The 15,650-nt window shown below is 68.4% G+C and carries 14 protein-coding genes; 11 read left to right on the forward strand and 3 right to left on the reverse strand.

The genetic code is table 11. The features are described 5' to 3' along the window. Positions 1–218 precede the first annotated feature (218 nt). The 6 genes from ACFYWY_RS08605 to ACFYWY_RS08630 all read left to right on the forward strand — a co-directional run bounded on the left by ACFYWY_RS08605 (position 219) and on the right by ACFYWY_RS08630 (position 8,025). Positions 219–1,076 carry a helix-turn-helix transcriptional regulator gene (locus ACFYWY_RS08605; protein ID WP_389181748.1) on the forward strand — a complete coding sequence of 286 codons (858 nt, stop codon included), beginning with the start codon at positions 219–221 and terminating at the stop codon, positions 1,074–1,076. Between the two features lie 77 nt (positions 1,077–1,153). Continuing rightward, entirely contained in the window at positions 1,154–1,426 is a 273-nt protein-coding gene (locus ACFYWY_RS08610) for a MarR family winged helix-turn-helix transcriptional regulator (RefSeq protein ID WP_389181751.1), read from the forward strand. Between the two features lie 7 nt (positions 1,427–1,433). Next, entirely contained in the window at positions 1,434–2,324 is an 891-nt protein-coding gene (locus ACFYWY_RS08615) for an SDR family NAD(P)-dependent oxidoreductase (RefSeq protein ID WP_389181754.1), read from the forward strand. 264 nt (positions 2,325–2,588) lie between these two features. Next, positions 2,589–3,584 (forward strand): aldo/keto reductase, encoded by a 996-nt coding sequence (locus ACFYWY_RS08620; protein ID WP_389181757.1) that lies wholly within the window; start codon positions 2,589–2,591, stop codon positions 3,582–3,584. A 782-nt stretch (positions 3,585–4,366) separates the two neighbouring features. Then, on the forward strand, positions 4,367–5,365 hold the full coding sequence (gene ilvC / locus ACFYWY_RS08625) for a ketol-acid reductoisomerase (RefSeq protein ID WP_389181759.1): 999 nt from the start codon (positions 4,367–4,369) through the stop codon (positions 5,363–5,365). Between the two features lie 428 nt (positions 5,366–5,793). Continuing rightward, positions 5,794–8,025, forward strand: a complete 2,232-nt coding sequence (locus ACFYWY_RS08630; protein ID WP_389181762.1) for a SpoIIE family protein phosphatase — start codon at positions 5,794–5,796, stop codon at positions 8,023–8,025. A 76-nt stretch (positions 8,026–8,101) separates the two neighbouring features. On the opposite strand, the gene cobF is transcribed toward ACFYWY_RS08630, so the two are convergent. Beyond that, complete coding sequence (gene cobF, locus ACFYWY_RS08635) at positions 8,102–8,857, reverse strand: precorrin-6A synthase (deacetylating) (RefSeq protein ID WP_389181765.1); 756 nt, start codon at positions 8,855–8,857, stop codon at positions 8,102–8,104. 72 nt (positions 8,858–8,929) lie between these two features. On the opposite strand from cobF, the gene ACFYWY_RS08640 reads away from it, so the two are divergent. From ACFYWY_RS08640 to ACFYWY_RS08650, 3 genes are all read left to right on the forward strand, one after another. Next, positions 8,930–9,640, forward strand: a complete 711-nt coding sequence (locus ACFYWY_RS08640; protein WP_389181768.1) for a (Fe-S)-binding protein — start codon at positions 8,930–8,932, stop codon at positions 9,638–9,640. Then, positions 9,637–11,055 carry a LutB/LldF family L-lactate oxidation iron-sulfur protein gene (locus ACFYWY_RS08645; RefSeq protein WP_389181771.1) on the forward strand — a complete coding sequence of 473 codons (1,419 nt, stop codon included), beginning with the start codon at positions 9,637–9,639 and terminating at the stop codon, positions 11,053–11,055. The genes ACFYWY_RS08640 and ACFYWY_RS08645 overlap by 4 nt, the downstream gene beginning before the upstream one ends. Positions 11,056–11,171: 116 nt before the next feature. After that, a complete protein-coding gene (locus tag ACFYWY_RS08650; RefSeq protein ID WP_389182274.1) occupies positions 11,172–11,828 on the forward strand; it encodes a lactate utilization protein C in 657 nt (218 codons plus the stop codon). Here the strand turns inward: ACFYWY_RS08650 and ACFYWY_RS08655 are convergent. Together ACFYWY_RS08655 and ACFYWY_RS08660 are read right to left on the reverse strand one after the other, a co-directional pair. Beyond that, the gene (locus ACFYWY_RS08655; protein ID WP_389181773.1) at positions 11,817–12,314 is read right to left on the reverse strand and encodes a DUF309 domain-containing protein; all 498 of its coding nucleotides are present in this window, start codon (positions 12,312–12,314) and stop codon (positions 11,817–11,819) included. The genes ACFYWY_RS08650 and ACFYWY_RS08655 overlap by 12 nt on opposite strands. Positions 12,315–12,368: 54 nt before the next feature. Beyond that, positions 12,369–13,817: an MFS transporter gene (locus tag ACFYWY_RS08660; protein WP_389181776.1), complete on the reverse strand. Its 1,449-nt coding sequence runs from the start codon at positions 13,815–13,817 to the stop codon at positions 12,369–12,371. A gap of 74 nt (positions 13,818–13,891) precedes the next feature. Between ACFYWY_RS08660 and ACFYWY_RS08665 the strand changes: the two genes are divergently transcribed. Then, complete coding sequence (locus ACFYWY_RS08665; protein WP_389181779.1) at positions 13,892–14,416, forward strand: winged helix-turn-helix transcriptional regulator; 525 nt, start codon at positions 13,892–13,894, stop codon at positions 14,414–14,416. A gap of 344 nt (positions 14,417–14,760) precedes the next feature. Further along, positions 14,761–15,600, forward strand: coding sequence for a thioesterase family protein (locus tag ACFYWY_RS08670; protein WP_389181782.1), 840 nt, complete (start codon positions 14,761–14,763; stop codon positions 15,598–15,600). The last annotated feature ends 50 nt before the right edge of the window (positions 15,601–15,650 follow it).

The following is a 15,650-nucleotide window of genomic DNA, read 5'->3' on the forward strand; positions in this document are numbered from 1 at the left end:
CGAGCGGGACGATCCGGGGACCTGCGAGACCGATGGTCTCCGAGTTCCGCTGTGGCGGCATCGGGCAATCGACCTACAGCGGGTACCGAAGCCGGGGCGCATCGCGGCACCCGCGTGCTCTCCATGGTCGGTAGCTGTTCCGCCTCCAGCGAGGGTTACGTCTACCCAGGGGTAGGCGTCCCCTGGCTCAGCGCACTTGCGCGAGTGACGATGAGGGGGTGAACCTTCCCGAACTTGCCGCATTCCTGAAGTCCCGGCGCGACCGGATCCGGCCGAGCGACGTCGGCCTGCCCACCGGTCCCCGGCGCCGCGTGCCCGGCCTGCGGCGCGAGGAGGTCGCTCAGCTGGCCGGCCTGTCGGCCGACTACTACACCGAACTGGAACGCGGAGGCAGCGTCCAGCCGTCCGCCCAGGTCGTAGCCGCCCTCGCCCGGGCGCTGCGCCTGAACGGCGACGAACGCGACCATCTGTTCAACCTCGCCGGCCGGGCCGTCCCCCCGGCGGCCCAAGGCCCGACCGCGCACGTCCAGCCGGCCCTGCTCGGGCTGCTGGACCGGCTCACCACCACCCCCGCCCAGGTCATCACCGACCTGCACGAGACAGTGGTCCAGAACGAGCTGGCCGTCGCGCTCGTCGGCCGGCACCCGGCTGTATCCGGCCCGGCGGCGAGCTTCGTCTACCGCTGGTTCACCGACCCCGGCGCCCGCGCGATCTATCCGCTGGACGAGCACCCGCACCAGTCTCAGGCCTTCGTGGCCGACCTCCGGGCGGTCGCCGCCCGGCGCGGCCGGGATCCCGAGGTGGCCGGCATGGTGGCCGAGCTGGGGCGGCGCAGCCAGGAGTTCGCCGCCCTCTGGGGCACCCACGACGTCGCCTTGCGCCGGGCCGACCACAAGCGGATCGTCCACCCCGCCCTGGGTGACATCGAGCTGGACTGCCACAGTCTCTTCAGTGAGGACGGACGCCAGCGCCTACTGTGGTTCACCGCCCCGCCCGGCAGCGAAGGCGCGGCCCAGTTGGAACTGCTCTCCGTCATCGGGACACAGGACATGGCCGCAAGCGAGAACCCTTCCTAGGGAACGTGGCGCGGCCGGCTGTGATCGCGCGGAGAAACCAGCGGTTGTCAGGAGCAGACCATGCTCCATGGCGAACAGTGATCGACCGCTTGGAGAAGTTGGAGAAGCACGGGTTGGTCCGCCGGGTAACCCACCCCACCGACCGCCGCGCGAAGATCGTCCAGCTCACGCCGCAAGGGTGCGAACTGCGTGACCGCGTCATCCGGCACACCGCCGAACGATCGCCGTTCGCCCGCCTCGACCACGACAGCCGACTGCGTTTGCACGCGCTGTTCCGCGAGGCGGCGGGCGATACCCCGGCCGGGCCCGAAATCAGCAGCCGGGACGGCCACGAAGAGGAAGAACGATGAGGTCATCATGAGCCCCAGGACCATTGTCATCACCGGTGGCGCAGGAGGTCTGGGCCTGGTGGCGGCACGCCACCTCGTCCAGGCCGGAACGAACGTGGTACTCGCCGGCCGGGACGCCGTACGCACTGCCGCCGCAGCCGACGGTCTCCGCGACCTTGCTCCCGCCGGCACTGACGCCGTCCCGCCCCGGGTGTACGCGGCCGACCTGTCGCAGTGGGCGCAGGTGCGCGACTTGGCCGCGAAGCTGGCGGACGACGGCGTACGCGTCGATGTCCTGGTCAACAACGCGGGAGCGGTATTCCCCCGCTACGGGCAAACGCCGGACGGCGTCGAGCGCACGTATGCCGTGAACCACCACGCACCGTTTCTGCTGACGCACGCCCTCCTGGCGGCGGGGGCATTCACAGCCGACGCCCGGATCATCAACCTCTCCACCTTCGTGGAGAAGCGCGGCAGACTCGACGCCACCGACCCCGACGTCTCCGGCACCTCATGGCGCCACCGATTCTACTCCCAGCTCCATGTGTACGGGACGAGCAAGCTGCTCGGCCTCCTTGCAACTACTGAACTCGCGCGCCGCTTGCCCGACGGCCTGCGGATCTACAGCGCCAACCCCGGCATGGTGAAGAACACCGGCATCAACACCAACGCCGGCGGACTGATGCGGCTGACCGCCCCGCTGTTCCGGCCGTTCTCCATCACGCCGGACCAGGGCGTCCAGACCACGCTGTGGCTCGCCACCGCCTCGCCCGCTCCGCAACCCAGCGGAGGCTTCTTCACCAAGTCCCAACCGACGACGCCCTCTCGACTCGCCCAGGACACAGCCCTCGCGCGCACCGTCTACGAACGGACCGCATCCCTCCTGGGCATCGAGGTCCTCCCAACCGCCGACCAGTGAGCCGCTCAGCAGTGGCGCCCGGACCGTCCCGTGCACGGCTGACGACACTTCAAGTTCGCGCGAACTCCGACGTCTGATGAGTCGTGCCGCTTCATATTGCGGTTCTGCCCCGTCAAGAATGTGCCCTGCCCGGGGCAGAGCGTTGTTGCTCATTCGAGTATCGACTCGTGAAACGGTTGCTCAGTCGAGCATTTCGACCGCAGGTGACGTGGAATTTCGAGGAGAGAAGCCTTCTTCACCTCTCGAGTATTGGTATCTTCAACCATGCGCTACAGGAGGCTGGGAGACAGCGATATCCGAATACCCCTGCTCACGTTTGGGTGTGGGAATTTCGGCGGCATCGGATCTGCGCCGGAACTGTTCGGCCAAGGTGACGACGAGCGCTCCGCCCACCAGATGCTCGATGCGGCTCTGGCCGAGGGCATCACGATGTTCGACACCGCCAACTCGTACGGCGGCGGCCGTTCCGAGCAGTGGCTGGGCAGTTGGCTCAGGAGCCGCGCCGTGCGTGACGAGGTGCTGATCACGACAAAAGTGGGTAACCGGGTAGGCCCCGGCCCGCTGGACGCAGGCCTGTCAGCGGCACACATCCGCAGCCAGGTCGAGGCGAGCCTGAGCCGGCTGGGCACCGACCACATCGATCTGTACCTGACGCATGTCTCCGACCCCGCTACCCCGGTCGAGGAGACGATCCGCGCGTTCGACGAACTGATCGACACCGGCAAGATCCTTCGCTACGGCATGAGCAACTTCTCGGCGAGTGATTTCGACGAGGCTGTGAGCGTGGCCGACCGGCTTGGGGCAAGGCGGCCGGTGAATCTGCAGGCGGGCTACAACCTCCTCGAGCGGGATGCTGAACCGGAGCTCGCGTCCAGTGCCCGACATGGAGCAGGTTTCACGGCATACAGTCCACTCGCCGGGGGGCTTCTGACCGGCAAGTACCGTGCGGATCGGGAGGTGCCGGCTGGTTCCCGGCTGGCTCTGCTGCCGAGCTACGGCAAGCTGGTCGGAAGCGAGTTGTACGGCATTCTGGGCAGGCTCGACGTCCTGGCGGCCCAGCACGGTCGGACTCCGACCGCGCTGGCCCTGGCCTGGGTGCTGAGCGAACCGGCTGTCTCTGGTGCCCTGATCGCACCTCGTACCCAGGCCCAGCTCGAGGCCATGTCCGCGGCACTGGACATATCGCTCACTCCTCAGGAGCGCAATTCCTTGGCCGGAATCGCTCCCGTCGGCGAGCGATGCGACAAGCGGGGCGGGTAGTCATGCCGCAAACAGGTGTGGAAGCCCTCCGGTATGAATCCACGCCGGTCCCCTCGGGCCTTATTGCACATGTGGAGCAGCAAGGCCGGAATTTCGAAGCTCGATCGAGAACCAATGCAATCGGCTTCCGTACGGACCACCTGGAGGAATTCTTCAGCGCGTACCGGCAGGTGACGCATTAGGCTCCACGGCCCGGGGCGGGCGGCGTGCGCGTCCTCAGCCGCCCGGTGCCCACTCCGGATTGCGGCAACCGCCGAAATCGACTCGAACTCGACGACTTCTCCCCGGCCGGATGGCCGGATAGGTCGTTCGGCCGATGCCGCCGGTGGCGGCAGTTCGTGATTCTTGGTGCCGACAACGCTGTGCGGCGCCCATGCCTTCCGCGTTGTCTCCGAGGACGGAGAGACGGTCCACGCCGAGGGAAGCCGCATGCATGTCAACGTCGACATGACCTCGCTCGAGTCCGAGCCCTGGGCGGGAAGTCGACGGTGGGTGAGCTCGTCAATGGCGTCAGCGATCTACTGGACAAGATCCGTGTAGCCCGCTGAGCTTGCGGTTCTTCGAACCGAGCGCCCGACTCGGGCCCGGACGTGACGCTTTGGGCTGCACGGTCCGGGCAGGCCGGGTTCGAGCAACAAGGCCGAGCCCGTCGACTCACCCCGGTCAGCGGTGAGTCGACTGGCTCGGCCGCCGTCTCCCACGGGCGCCGCAGGTCGGCGTCGCCCCTTCCCGCCCCACCTCAAAGGGTGGAACGCACAACCCCGATCAAGGAGAAACCCGAAGTGACCGAGCTCTTCTACGACGACGATGCCGACCTGTCCATCATCCAGGGCCGCAAGGTCGCGATCCTCGGCTACGGCAGCCAGGGCCACGCCCACGCGCTGTCGCTGCGCGACTCGGGTGTCGACGTGCGCGTCGGCCTGCCCGAGGGCTCCAAGTCGCGTACGAAGGCCGAGGAGCAGGGCCTGCGCGTGACCACCCCGTCCGAGGCAGCCGCCGAGGCCGACGTGATCATGGTGCTGATCCCGGACCCGATCCAGTCGCAGGTCTACGAGGAGTCGATCAAGGACAACCTGAAGGACGGCGACGCGCTGTTCTTCGCACACGGCTTCAACATCCGCTTCGGCTTCATCAAGCCCCCCGCGGGCGTTGATGTCTGCATGGTGGCCCCCAAGAGCCCGGGCCACCTGGTCCGCCGCCAGTACGAGGAGGGCCGCGGCGTGCCGTGCCTCACGGCCGTCGAGCAGGACGCCTCGGGCAACGCCATCGCGCTCGCCCTCTCCTACGCCAAGGGCATCGGCGGCACCCGCGCGGGCGTCATCAGGACCACCTTCACCGAGGAGACGGAGACCGACCTCTTCGGCGAGCAGGCCGTGCTCGCCGGCGGCGCCTCCGCGCTGGTCAAGGCGGGCTTCGAGACCCTGGTCGAGGCCGGCTACCAGCCGGAGATCGCGTACTTCGAGTGCCTCCACGAGCTCAAGCTGATCGTGGACCTCATGTACGAGGGCGGCCTGGAGAAGATGCGCTGGTCGATCTCCGAGACCGCCGAGTGGGGCGACTACGTGACCGGGCCGCGCATCATCACCGACCGGACCAAGGCCGAGATGAAGAAGGTCCTCGCCGAGATCCAGCACGGCAGCTTCGCCCGGACCTGGATGGAGGAGTACCACGCCGGTCTGCCGAAGTACAACGAGTACAAGAAGGCCGACGCCAACCACAAGCTGGAGACCACAGGCAAGGAGCTGCGGAAGCTCATGAGCTGGGTGAACGACGAGGCGTAACCGCCTCACGGAGGAGGGGCCGCGGCCACGCGAGCGAGCGGAGTGGCAGCCGTGGCCCCTTGTCCACTCCGGCCGGCCAAGAGCGGGTGACAGTTCCGCCGAGTCCGCCGAGTCCGCGGAGGCACAAGGTCCCCCGAGGTCTTTGGCGCACACCTCTTGACCCGGACCGGGGAGCGCTGTCCACCTCCGGCTTATACGTATAAGGCTGCGTGGCCGGAAAGGCCCCGTCCAGCTGATGCGTCACGGTCCCGAACCCATGGATGCGTACACACGGCATCACGCTCAGCCACCCACCCCACGTTCCGACGAAGAGCCGCATGTCGCAAAGGCAAGGGCGGAGAACCATACTGGGCGGTGCGTAGGACTCGCGCCGGCAGCATGCCGAACGCAGTCCGATGGATAGCGTCCGACGCCGCAGAAGTGTGGACATGAGCTACTTCACCTCCTCCGACGCCCCGGACCATCCGCTGGTCGAATGCCGCGACGCGGAACTGGCCCGGGCGCTGCTCGCAGTGCACGAGCGCGTACGGCCCAGCGCGGCATCGGTCTACCTGCTGGCGGCCGACGGTTCCCTGGCGCCCTCCACGATCCTGGACACCCCGCTCAGCTTCACCATGACTCCGCATATCGCAGCCGGTGACATGACCTACACGGTCGGCATCGCCCATCGCAGCGGCAAGCCGGCCGTGAAGACGCCGGAGGACGTCCGTCTGACGATCCGGGCCGTCCCGGTTGTGGGCCTGTACGCGCCGTTCACCTCCCCCGTGACGGTGGCCTCCGCTCCCTTGCGCACGGCACGGCGGCGTCTTGGCGTGCTGACCGCGCGGTGGGTTCAGGATCATGACGTGCCCGCGGAGTCCTTCGACTTCCTGATGCATCTCGCCGACGAGGTGGCCGCTTCGCTGGACGCCCTGGCCGACCGGAGCGTGTCGATGGAGGCCCCCGAGGTCCCGCTCTACGTACCGGCGGAGGCAGGTTCGCCTGCCACGGAAGCCGCCCTGCAGTCCGGCACGGTACCCGAGGAGTGGCGCCGGCAGACGAGCAGCAGCAGGTACCTGTGGCAGTTGCAGCAACTCGGGATCGAACTCACCGCAGCGAGCCGGGTGGCGGACGTCATCGCCACCACGCAGAAGGTCGTGTCACGGCCCTTCGGCGGACGTGCCGTGACGCTGTGCATGATGGACCAAGGACGGCTCCTGGTCGTCGGCTCGTCAGGCGCGTCCAAGGAGGACCTGCGCAGCGTGGACCGGCTCCCGCTCGAGAGTGGGGCGCCGGAAGCCGACGCGGCGCTCCTTGTCCATCCCATGGTCTTCGCGACCCCCTACGAGCTGCGGAAGGCGTACCCCGATCTCGACCGGTACCACGACGGACGGCCGAGGGCCTTCCTGCCGCTGGTGTCGAGCGGGCGGACGGTGGGCTGCTGCATTGTGGCCTTCGACCGCTCACCGGACCTGCGGGACGAGGATCTCGCCATCCTCACCACCATGCTCAGCCAGGTGGGACAGTCGCTGGAGCGGGCACGCGGCGCCGAGATTCAGCAGGAAGTCAGCCGGGGCATGCAGCGCGCCCTGCTGCCACGAGACCTGCCGCATGTAAAGGGCGTGGAAACCACGGCCCGGTACCTCCCGGCCACCGTAGGAGCGGAGGTCGGAGGCGACTGGTACGACGTGATCAAGCTGAGCAGAAGCGTGGTCGGGATGATCATCGGTGATGTCGAGGGGCACAACCTGGACGCGGTCGCGATCATGGGACAGCTGCGCAGTGGCGTGCGCGCCTACGCGACCGAGGGGCATGACCCCGCGAGCGTGCTGACCAGGAGCAACCGTCTGCTCTCGGCGCTGGGGAGTGATCTTTTCGCCACGTGCAGTTGCATGTGGCTGGACCTCGAGACCGGCACGGCCACACTGGCCAGCGCCGGTCATCGTCCGCCCGTCGCCGTTGATCCCCACGGCGGTACGGTCGCCGCCGAGGTGGCAGTAGGCCCGCCCATGGGAGTCGACCCCACGGCGGTGTACGGACAGTCGGAGTTCGTGGTCCCTCCGCACACGGTCGCCGCGTTCTTCACCGACGGCCTCCTCAATGCCCGGACGTTGGACGCGGAGGGGCGCGTGGAGCGCCTGCGCCGCGTTGTGGCCGAGCACGTGAACGACAACCTGGAGAACATTGCGGACCGGCTCATCGAGGACTCCGACTCGCGGACACGACGCGACGACATCGCACTGCTGCTCACCCGCTTCCTCGGCAGCGAGGACGTCACCGCGCAGGTCGCCGACATGGCGGTCCACCGGTACGACGTGGGACGGGTGCAGGATGTCCGGCGCTTCGCCCGTGCGCAGGCTGTCGACTGGGGTCTGGAGAAGCTCACCGACGAACTGGAACTGCTGGTCTCGGAGATCGTGACGAATGCGTTGATCCACGGGCAGAGCGCGGTCGACGTGCGGATCCGGAAGTACGAGGACCGTTTGCGGGTCGAGGTTCGCGACAACGAGCCCCATCCGCCCATTCCCGCGGCGATCCTGGACATCGAGGAGACCCGCAACGACGAAGCGGAGTCCGGCCGTGGCCTGCTGATCGTGGACGCCATCGCCTCCGACTGGGGAAGTTCCCCCACCGGCCGCGGCAAGACGACGTGGTTCGAAATGCTGATTCCGGCCGCATGACCGGGACCACAGCGCGATCCCGGCTCGTCGGCGCCTCATCCGTCCGTCCGCTACCGCCGCTGTGCAGTCCCGGGTCTCAGCCCCGCCGCAGCAGATAGGTGTCCATGATCCAGCCCTTGCGGGCGCGCGCCTCGGCACGGAGCTCCTCGATGCGGTCGGACACCTCGGAAAGCCGCCCAGAAACCAGGATCTCGTCCTCGGTGCCCACATACGCGCCCCAGTAGATGAACAGATCCTGGTCGACATGACGTGTGAAGGCCTGCCGCGCGTCGAGCATCACGACCACGTCGTCCACGCCCTCCGGCCAGCCGTCGGCGAGCCGCCGGCCCGTCGTGATCTGAACCGGGCGGCCCACCCGGTTCAGACCGGTGCGGTGCTTGGCCAGCAGCGCCGAGACGCTGCTGATGCCCGGTACCACCTCATGGCTGAAGGCGACCGTGCCCCGTTCGAGGATCTCCTGAAGAATGCCGAGGGTGGAGTCGTACAGCGCCGGATCGCCCCACACCAGGAACGCCCCGCACTCGTCATCGCCAAGTTCCTCGGCGATGAACCGCTCGTACAGGTCGGCCCGGCGGTTGCGCCAGTCGTCGACCGCGGGGGAGTAGTCCGATGTTTTCCGGTCCCGCTCCGGATCGCTCGCCACGACAAGCCGGTACGAGGGGTCCTCGACGTGCGCGTCGAGGATGTCCCGGCGCAGCTGCGTCAGATCCGACTTCTCCTCGCCCTTGTCGAGGATGAAGAACGCATCCGCCTTGTTCAGCGCCTTGACCGCCTGCAGGGTCAGCTGGTCGGGGTCGCCCGCCCCGATGCCGATCACATAGATCCTTCTCACGCCGACGAGTCTGCCCCATCCGGCCCATCGCGGTGCCTACCGGGGCTGCCGGTAGCGGCATATCCTCCGACCATGCGTGTCGCACTCTTCGTGACCTGCGTCAACGACGCGGTGTATCCGGCCACGGGCATCGCGACCGTGAGACTCCTGGAGCGACTCGGGGTGGCGGTGGATTTCCCCGCCGCGCAGACCTGTTGCGGACAGCCGCAGTTCAACACCGGCTACCGGCGTGAGACCGAGCCGCTGGTCCGCCGCACGGCGCGGGCCTTCGAGGGATACGAGTATGTCGTGACCCCGTCCGCATCGTGCGCGGCGATGGTGCGCGAGCACTACCCGAAGTTCGGGGAGACGGCGCTCCCGGCCCGTACCTACGAACTCACCGAGTTCCTCGTCGACGTCCTGGGCGTCACCGACGTCGGCGCGTACTTCCCGCACACCGTCACCTACCACCCCTCCTGCCACGGTCTGCGCCTGCTGGGGCTGGGGGAGCGGCCGCGCAGGCTCCTGGAGGCGGTGAAGGGGCTGGAACTGCGCGAACTGCCCGGCGCCGACGAGTGCTGCGGCTTCGGCGGCACGTTCGCCGTCAAGAACTCCGCCGTCTCCGCCGCCATGGGCCAGGACAAGGTCCGCAACGCCCTCTCCACCGGAGCCGATGTGCTGTGTGGCGCCGACAACTCCTGTCTGATGCATATCGGCGGCATCCTGCGCCGCCAGGACGCTCCGCAGCGCGCCCTGCACATCGCCGACATCCTCGCGAGCACCGAAGAGGAGCCACTCCTGTGAGCGGTACGTATCTCGGCATGCCGTCCTTCCCGAAGGCCGCCAAGGACGCCGTGCACGATGTGACGCTGCGCGCCAATCTGCGGCACGCCACCCACACCATCCGGGACAAGCGGGCCAAGGCCGTCGCGGAACTCGACGACTGGGCGCTGCTGCGCGAGGCCGGAAAGCAGATCAAGGACCATACGCTCCGGCATCTCGACCGGTATCTGGAGCAGTTGGAGTCGGCGGTCACGGCGGCAGGCGGCACCGTCCACTGGGCGGCCGACGCCGAGGAGGCCAACCGGATCGTGGCCGGTCTGGTGAAGGCGACCGGCGAGAGCGAGGTCGTCAAGGTCAAGTCGATGGCCACCCAGGAGACCGGCCTCAACGAAGCCCTTGAGGCCGAGGGCATCTCGGCGTACGAGACCGATCTCGCCGAACTGATCGTGCAGTTGGGGGAGGACCGGCCGAGCCACATCCTGGTCCCCGCCATCCACCGCAACCGTGGCGAGATCCGCGACATCTTCGAGCAGAAGATGGGGAGTTGGGGACGGCCCGCGCCCGACGGGCTCTCCGACTCCCCTGCCGAACTCGCCGAGGCGGCCCGCCTCCACCTACGCGAGAAGTTTCTGCGGGCCAAGGTGGGTATTTCCGGCGCCAACTTCATGGTCGCCGAGACCGGCACGCTCGTCGTCTTCGAGTCCGAGGGCAACGGCCGGATGTGTCTGACCCTCCCCGAGACCCTGATCTCCGTCGTCGGTATCGAGAAAACAGTCCCCACCTGGCGCGATCTGGAGGTCTTCCTGCAGACGCTGCCGCGCTCCTCGACCGCCGAGCGCATGAACCCGTACACCTCGATGTGGACCGGCACGGCCGACGCCGACGGCCCGCGGACCTTCCATCTGATCCTGCTCGACAACGGCAGGACCGACGCGCTGGCCGACGAGGTCGGCCGCCAGGCGCTGCGCTGCATCCGCTGCTCCGCCTGCCTCAACGTCTGCCCGGTGTACGAACGGGCCGGCGGGCATGCGTACGGCTCCGTCTACCCCGGTCCGATCGGCGCCATCCTCAGCCCCCAACTGCGTGGCATCCAGAGCGAGATCGACGCCTCCCTGCCGTACGCCTCTTCCCTGTGCGGGGCCTGCTACGAAGTCTGCCCGGTCGCCATCGACATCCCCGAAGTCCTCGTCCACCTCCGCGAGAAGGTCGCCGACCAGGGTGGCAGGGGCCACCGTCTTGAGAAGGCCGCGATCAAAGCGGCGGGCTGGATCCTCGATCATCCGGCCGTGCTGGCCGCCGGCGAGAAGACAGCGTCCAAGACCCGCGGGCTGCATCCGAGGAAGCCGCCGGGCGCGGGTGCCTGGACCGCCGACCGTGAACTGCCCGAACTTCCCGCCCAATCCTTCCGTGACTGGTGGAAGAAGAACCGCACATGAATACCGGAGACATGAGCACCGGAAACATGAGTTCCGAGAACATGAGCACCGAGAACATGAGCACCGGAAACATGAGCACCGAGAACATGAGCACCGAGAACATGAGCACCGAGAACATGAGCACCGGCAGCATGAGCATCCGAACCGGCTCCCGCGACCGCATCCTCGCCCGGATCCGCGCCGCCGTCGCCGCCGCGCCCGACGCCCCCGAGGCCGCTCGCGACTACCTGGACAGCCACACCCCCGACGACCCCGCCGCGATCCTCGACCTGCTGCACGAGAACCTCGCCGACTACCGGGCGATCGTGCACCGCGCGAGCGAGGCGGAACTGCCCGCCCTGGTTGCGCAGTTGCTCACCGATCGCGGCGCGCGGTCGGTCGCCGTGCCGGACGGGCTGCCGGCCGCCTGGCTCGCCGCAGCCGACGCCGATCAGCGTACGGACGACGGCCCCCTGACTCCGCACGAACTCGACGCCGTCGACGCCGTGGTGACCGGCTGCGCCCTCGCGATCGCCGAGACGGGCACGATCGTCCTCGACGCGGGACCGGGACAGGGGCGCCGGGCGCTCACCCTCGTCCCGGATCTGCACATCTGCGTCGTACGGGCCCCGGACCAGGTTGTCGCTTCCGTACCGCAGGCGATGCCGCGACTCGACCCGACCCGCCCGCTGACCTGGATCTCCGGGCCCTCCGCCACCAGCGACATCGAGCTCGACCGGGTCGAGGGCGTGCACGGCCCCCGCACGCTCGAGGTCGTGCTGCTACGGGACTGAGGTCAGCCGGGGAGCCTCGGCGCCCGCGTCCACCGTGTCCACCGCCGTGTCCACCGGGCCTTCGAGCCGGGCCGCGAGCTCCCGTGCCCAGGCCGTCAGACCGGCCACGTCGATGGCGTACGGCTCCCCGTACCCGGAGATCCGGTCCGCGCCCCGGAGCAGCAGCCGAGCGCCGCCCGCCCTGTTGCCGCGTGCGGCGTGCGTGAGCCCCACCGCCAGCTGCGCGAGCCCGCGCCACAGCTCACGCTCCGCCGCGGGGCCGGACTTCCACGCGTCCTCGAAGACCTCGTGGGCATGGAAAGGCATGCCCGCGTCGAGCAGTCGCTGTGCCTCGGCCAGCGTCTGATCCGGCGCGCGCACCACACCCTCGGCCTGCCGCTCCACTCCCGGACTTCCGTACGGAAGTGGTCGTCCCAGCCCGTCACGAGGGCGTGCGTTGCGTGCGCGTCCTTCGGTGTCGCGGTCCCTGCCCGATGCTTTGTCCACGCCTCGATTGTCCCCCGGCCCGCGGCGGGCGGCCCGGACGGGCTCCGGGTTCGGTCAGGTGCCGGCGCGGGCCGCGGGCTTCGTGTGGGGCAGGAGCAGGCAGCAGGCCGCCGCAGCGGCGACCGTCGCCACCAGAGTGAAGATCCAGCCGTGGCGGAACGCGTCCATCGCGGCCGCGCCGTGCGGCTTGCCGAGCACGGCGACCAGACCCGCGACACCCACCACACCGCCGGCCTGGCGCGCCATGGTCACCACGCCCGAGCCGGTGGAGAAGTTCGTCGGCGGGACCCTGGTGACCGCGGCACCCACCAGGGTGGGCAGCGTGAAGCACACGCCGATGCCGGTCAGCACCATGCCGGGCAGCAGCCCCAGTACGTAGTCGTGGTCATCGACGCTCAGAGCCGCGATCCACCAGACGAGGCCGATCGCGAAGAGCGCACAGCCGGCGGTGGACACCACGGCCGCGCCGAAGCGCTGCACGAGCATGCCCGCGTACTTGGACAGCAGCGGCACCATCAGCGGCCCGGGGCTGATCGCCAGACCGGTCTGCAGCGCGGACCAGTGCCATACGTCCTGGCACCACAGGGCCGCGGAGAGCAGCATCGCCGCGAACGCCACCGCGAACAGCAGATTCGCCAGCATGGCGGGGCCCATGGCGGGAATCCGCAGTAGATCCAGCGGAAGAACCGGCGCCGGATGCTTCGCCGAGCGCCAGACGAAGAGGGCCAGCAGGACGACCGCGGCGGCCAGCGTGATCGCCACGGAGCCCGAAGACCAGCCCCAGTCTGGGGCTTTGACCAGCCCGAGTGCGACCGCGCCGATTCCGGCGGTGAGGAGCGCCGCGCCGATCAGATCGCCACGGCCGGTGTCCGTACGGCGGGGGGAGGGCGCGATCGCACGCCGGCCGACGATGACGGTGGCGATGCCGACCGGCAGGTTGATCAGGAAGATCCAGCGCCAGTCGGCCTGGGCGAGCGCACCACCGATGACTGGGCCGAGAGCCGCGGCCAGTCCGCTCAGGGCCGCCCAGTTGCGTACGGCAGAGCCGCGCTGCTCCGGCGGAGCGGCGGCCAGCAGAATGCCGAGCGAGGCAGGGATCAGCAGCGCCGCTCCGGCCGACTGGGCGACCCGCGCCGCCACCAGGAACCACACGCTGGGCGCGACGGCGCACAGCACCGAGGCCACGGTGAAGAGGGAGATGCCCAGCAGATACGCGCGGCGCGGCCCGGTGCGGTCGGCGAAGCTGCCCGCGGGGACGAGCAACGCGGCGAAGACCACGGCGTACGCGTTGAGCACCCACGAAAGCGAGGACAGCGACGCCTCGTCGAAGTGGCTGCTGATGTTGGGGATCGCCACATTCACGACGAAGAGGTCGAGGTTCGACATCGCCACGCCTGCGGCGACGACGGCGAAGACCAGGCGGAAGCGGGAGACGGCTGCCTTGTCCTCGACGGTTGAGGCCTGTTGGGCCATGTTCTTCACTCTCTTCAGGAGGGTGTGCATGCGGTTTGGATGTCAAACTGACTACTCGGCACGGGATGCTAGAGGGAGTGAGTTGGATGTGGCAACCTAGGGGTATGAAGGCACGTACCACGGAGGACGGCACACTCCCCGCTCTGCCCCTGGACTCGCGCGGCAGGCCGTGTTCGATCGCGGCGTCGCTTCAGGCCGTCGGCGAGAAGTGGTCGCTGCTGACCGTCCGGGAAATCAGCTTCGGCAATCACCGCTTCGCCGCGATCGCCCGCAACACCGGCGCTCCTCGTGACGTCCTCACGGTGCGTCTGCGCCATCTGGAGGCCGTGGGCGTCCTCGCCCGGCGGCGATACAGCGAGCACCCCCCTCGCTTCGAGTACCACCTCACCGAAGCGGGGCGGGACCTGCTGACCGTGCTGACCACGCTGCGCGCGTGGGGCGACCGATGGCTCGTCGACGAGCCACCCGCGGTCTTCAGCCACACCTGCGGCGAGGAACTGGACATGGTTCACAGCTGCCGTCACTGCGGCGGGGAGATCGCCCCCGAGGATCTGCGGATGAGGGTGCGCACACCTGACTGGGACTGGAGCGGGCCGGTCGCGCCGGAGGACGGCTCCGCCCAGGCCTGAGTGCGGTGTCCCGCCGTTCGTCGCCCGTGGCCCGTTCTCGACGTCGCAGTGCTCGTCGAATTCGGCCGAATATCGATCGTGTGTTGTTCATTACCACTGGGTACGTTGGTTGAGTCTGCATCTTCGGTCATATGACGCGTAGGTTTTCGTGGCGCGTCGGGTGCGTCCTGGTCGGAGGTGCGGAGTGAACGAAATTTTACGGCTACGAATTCTCGTAACACCTGCTCGCGGGGTTTCCGTATTATTTCCTGACGTTACGTTCAGGAGGCGGATTAATTAATTCCCGTGTACGCAGCATAGGATGTGGCGCGCATCACAAAGCTTTCTCTTGTTGACTGGATCCGGTGCGGCATATCGTCGTGTTCATGCCAAATGTCACGCTTGATCACGATGGCCTTGGAGAGTTGGTCCCGCCCGGCGCACTGCTGCGCAAGCCCGCTGGAGAATGGGTGGAAGCCGCAGGTCATCTCAACGGTTTCGGGGGGTTTCACGGCGGGCTCACCCTCGCCCTACTGGCCTCCGCCATGGAGCCGCACGCTCCCGGACACGAACTGCGGAGCATCACCGGAAGATTCGGCAGGCCGATTGATTCCGGGTTCCGTATTTCGAGTTCGCTGGTGCGGGCCGGGCGCAATACGTCAACGGTGACGGCGTCTGCGGAAACAGACAAGGGCGTGCACGTCGAGGCGTCCGCGATTTTCGGTGCGGGAAGCGATGCGGACTGGCCGCTCGTCGCCGCCGCGGCTCCCGAAGCACCGGCGCCCGAGGATCTTGAAGTATTCGCCATTCCCAAAGAATTCCTGCCTATCGCCACCAGCATGGAAGTCAGGCCGGTGGGCGTTTCGCGTCCGTATGCGGGCGGAAAGGAACCCGAACTGACGGCGTGGATAAGGATCGTCGAGGACGAAGAGCCACCGGACGTTCTGCGCTTCGTCTTTCTCATGGACGCTCTTGCGCCCTCGTACACGGCGATCCTGTCCACGCTCGTGTTCGTGCCGACGGTCGAACTGACGGTCAGGCCCGGCGCCGGACTCGCCCGGACCTCGTCGCCATGGATCCTGCTGAGGGCGAGGACGCTCGCGGCGAGCCCGAGCGGCTGGGTCGACGAGCAGATCGACGCCTGGGGCCGCGACGGCACCCACCTGGGCACGGCCCACCAGCTCCGTCTCGTCCGCCAGGGCTGACCGCCGAACCGCGGCGACCGCCGCACCCCCCGGGACTGCCGCACCCCCCT

The sequence above is a fragment of the Streptomyces sp. NPDC002870 genome, from assembly GCF_042888505.1.
Taxonomy (GTDB): Bacteria; Actinomycetota; Actinomycetes; order Streptomycetales; family Streptomycetaceae; genus Streptomyces.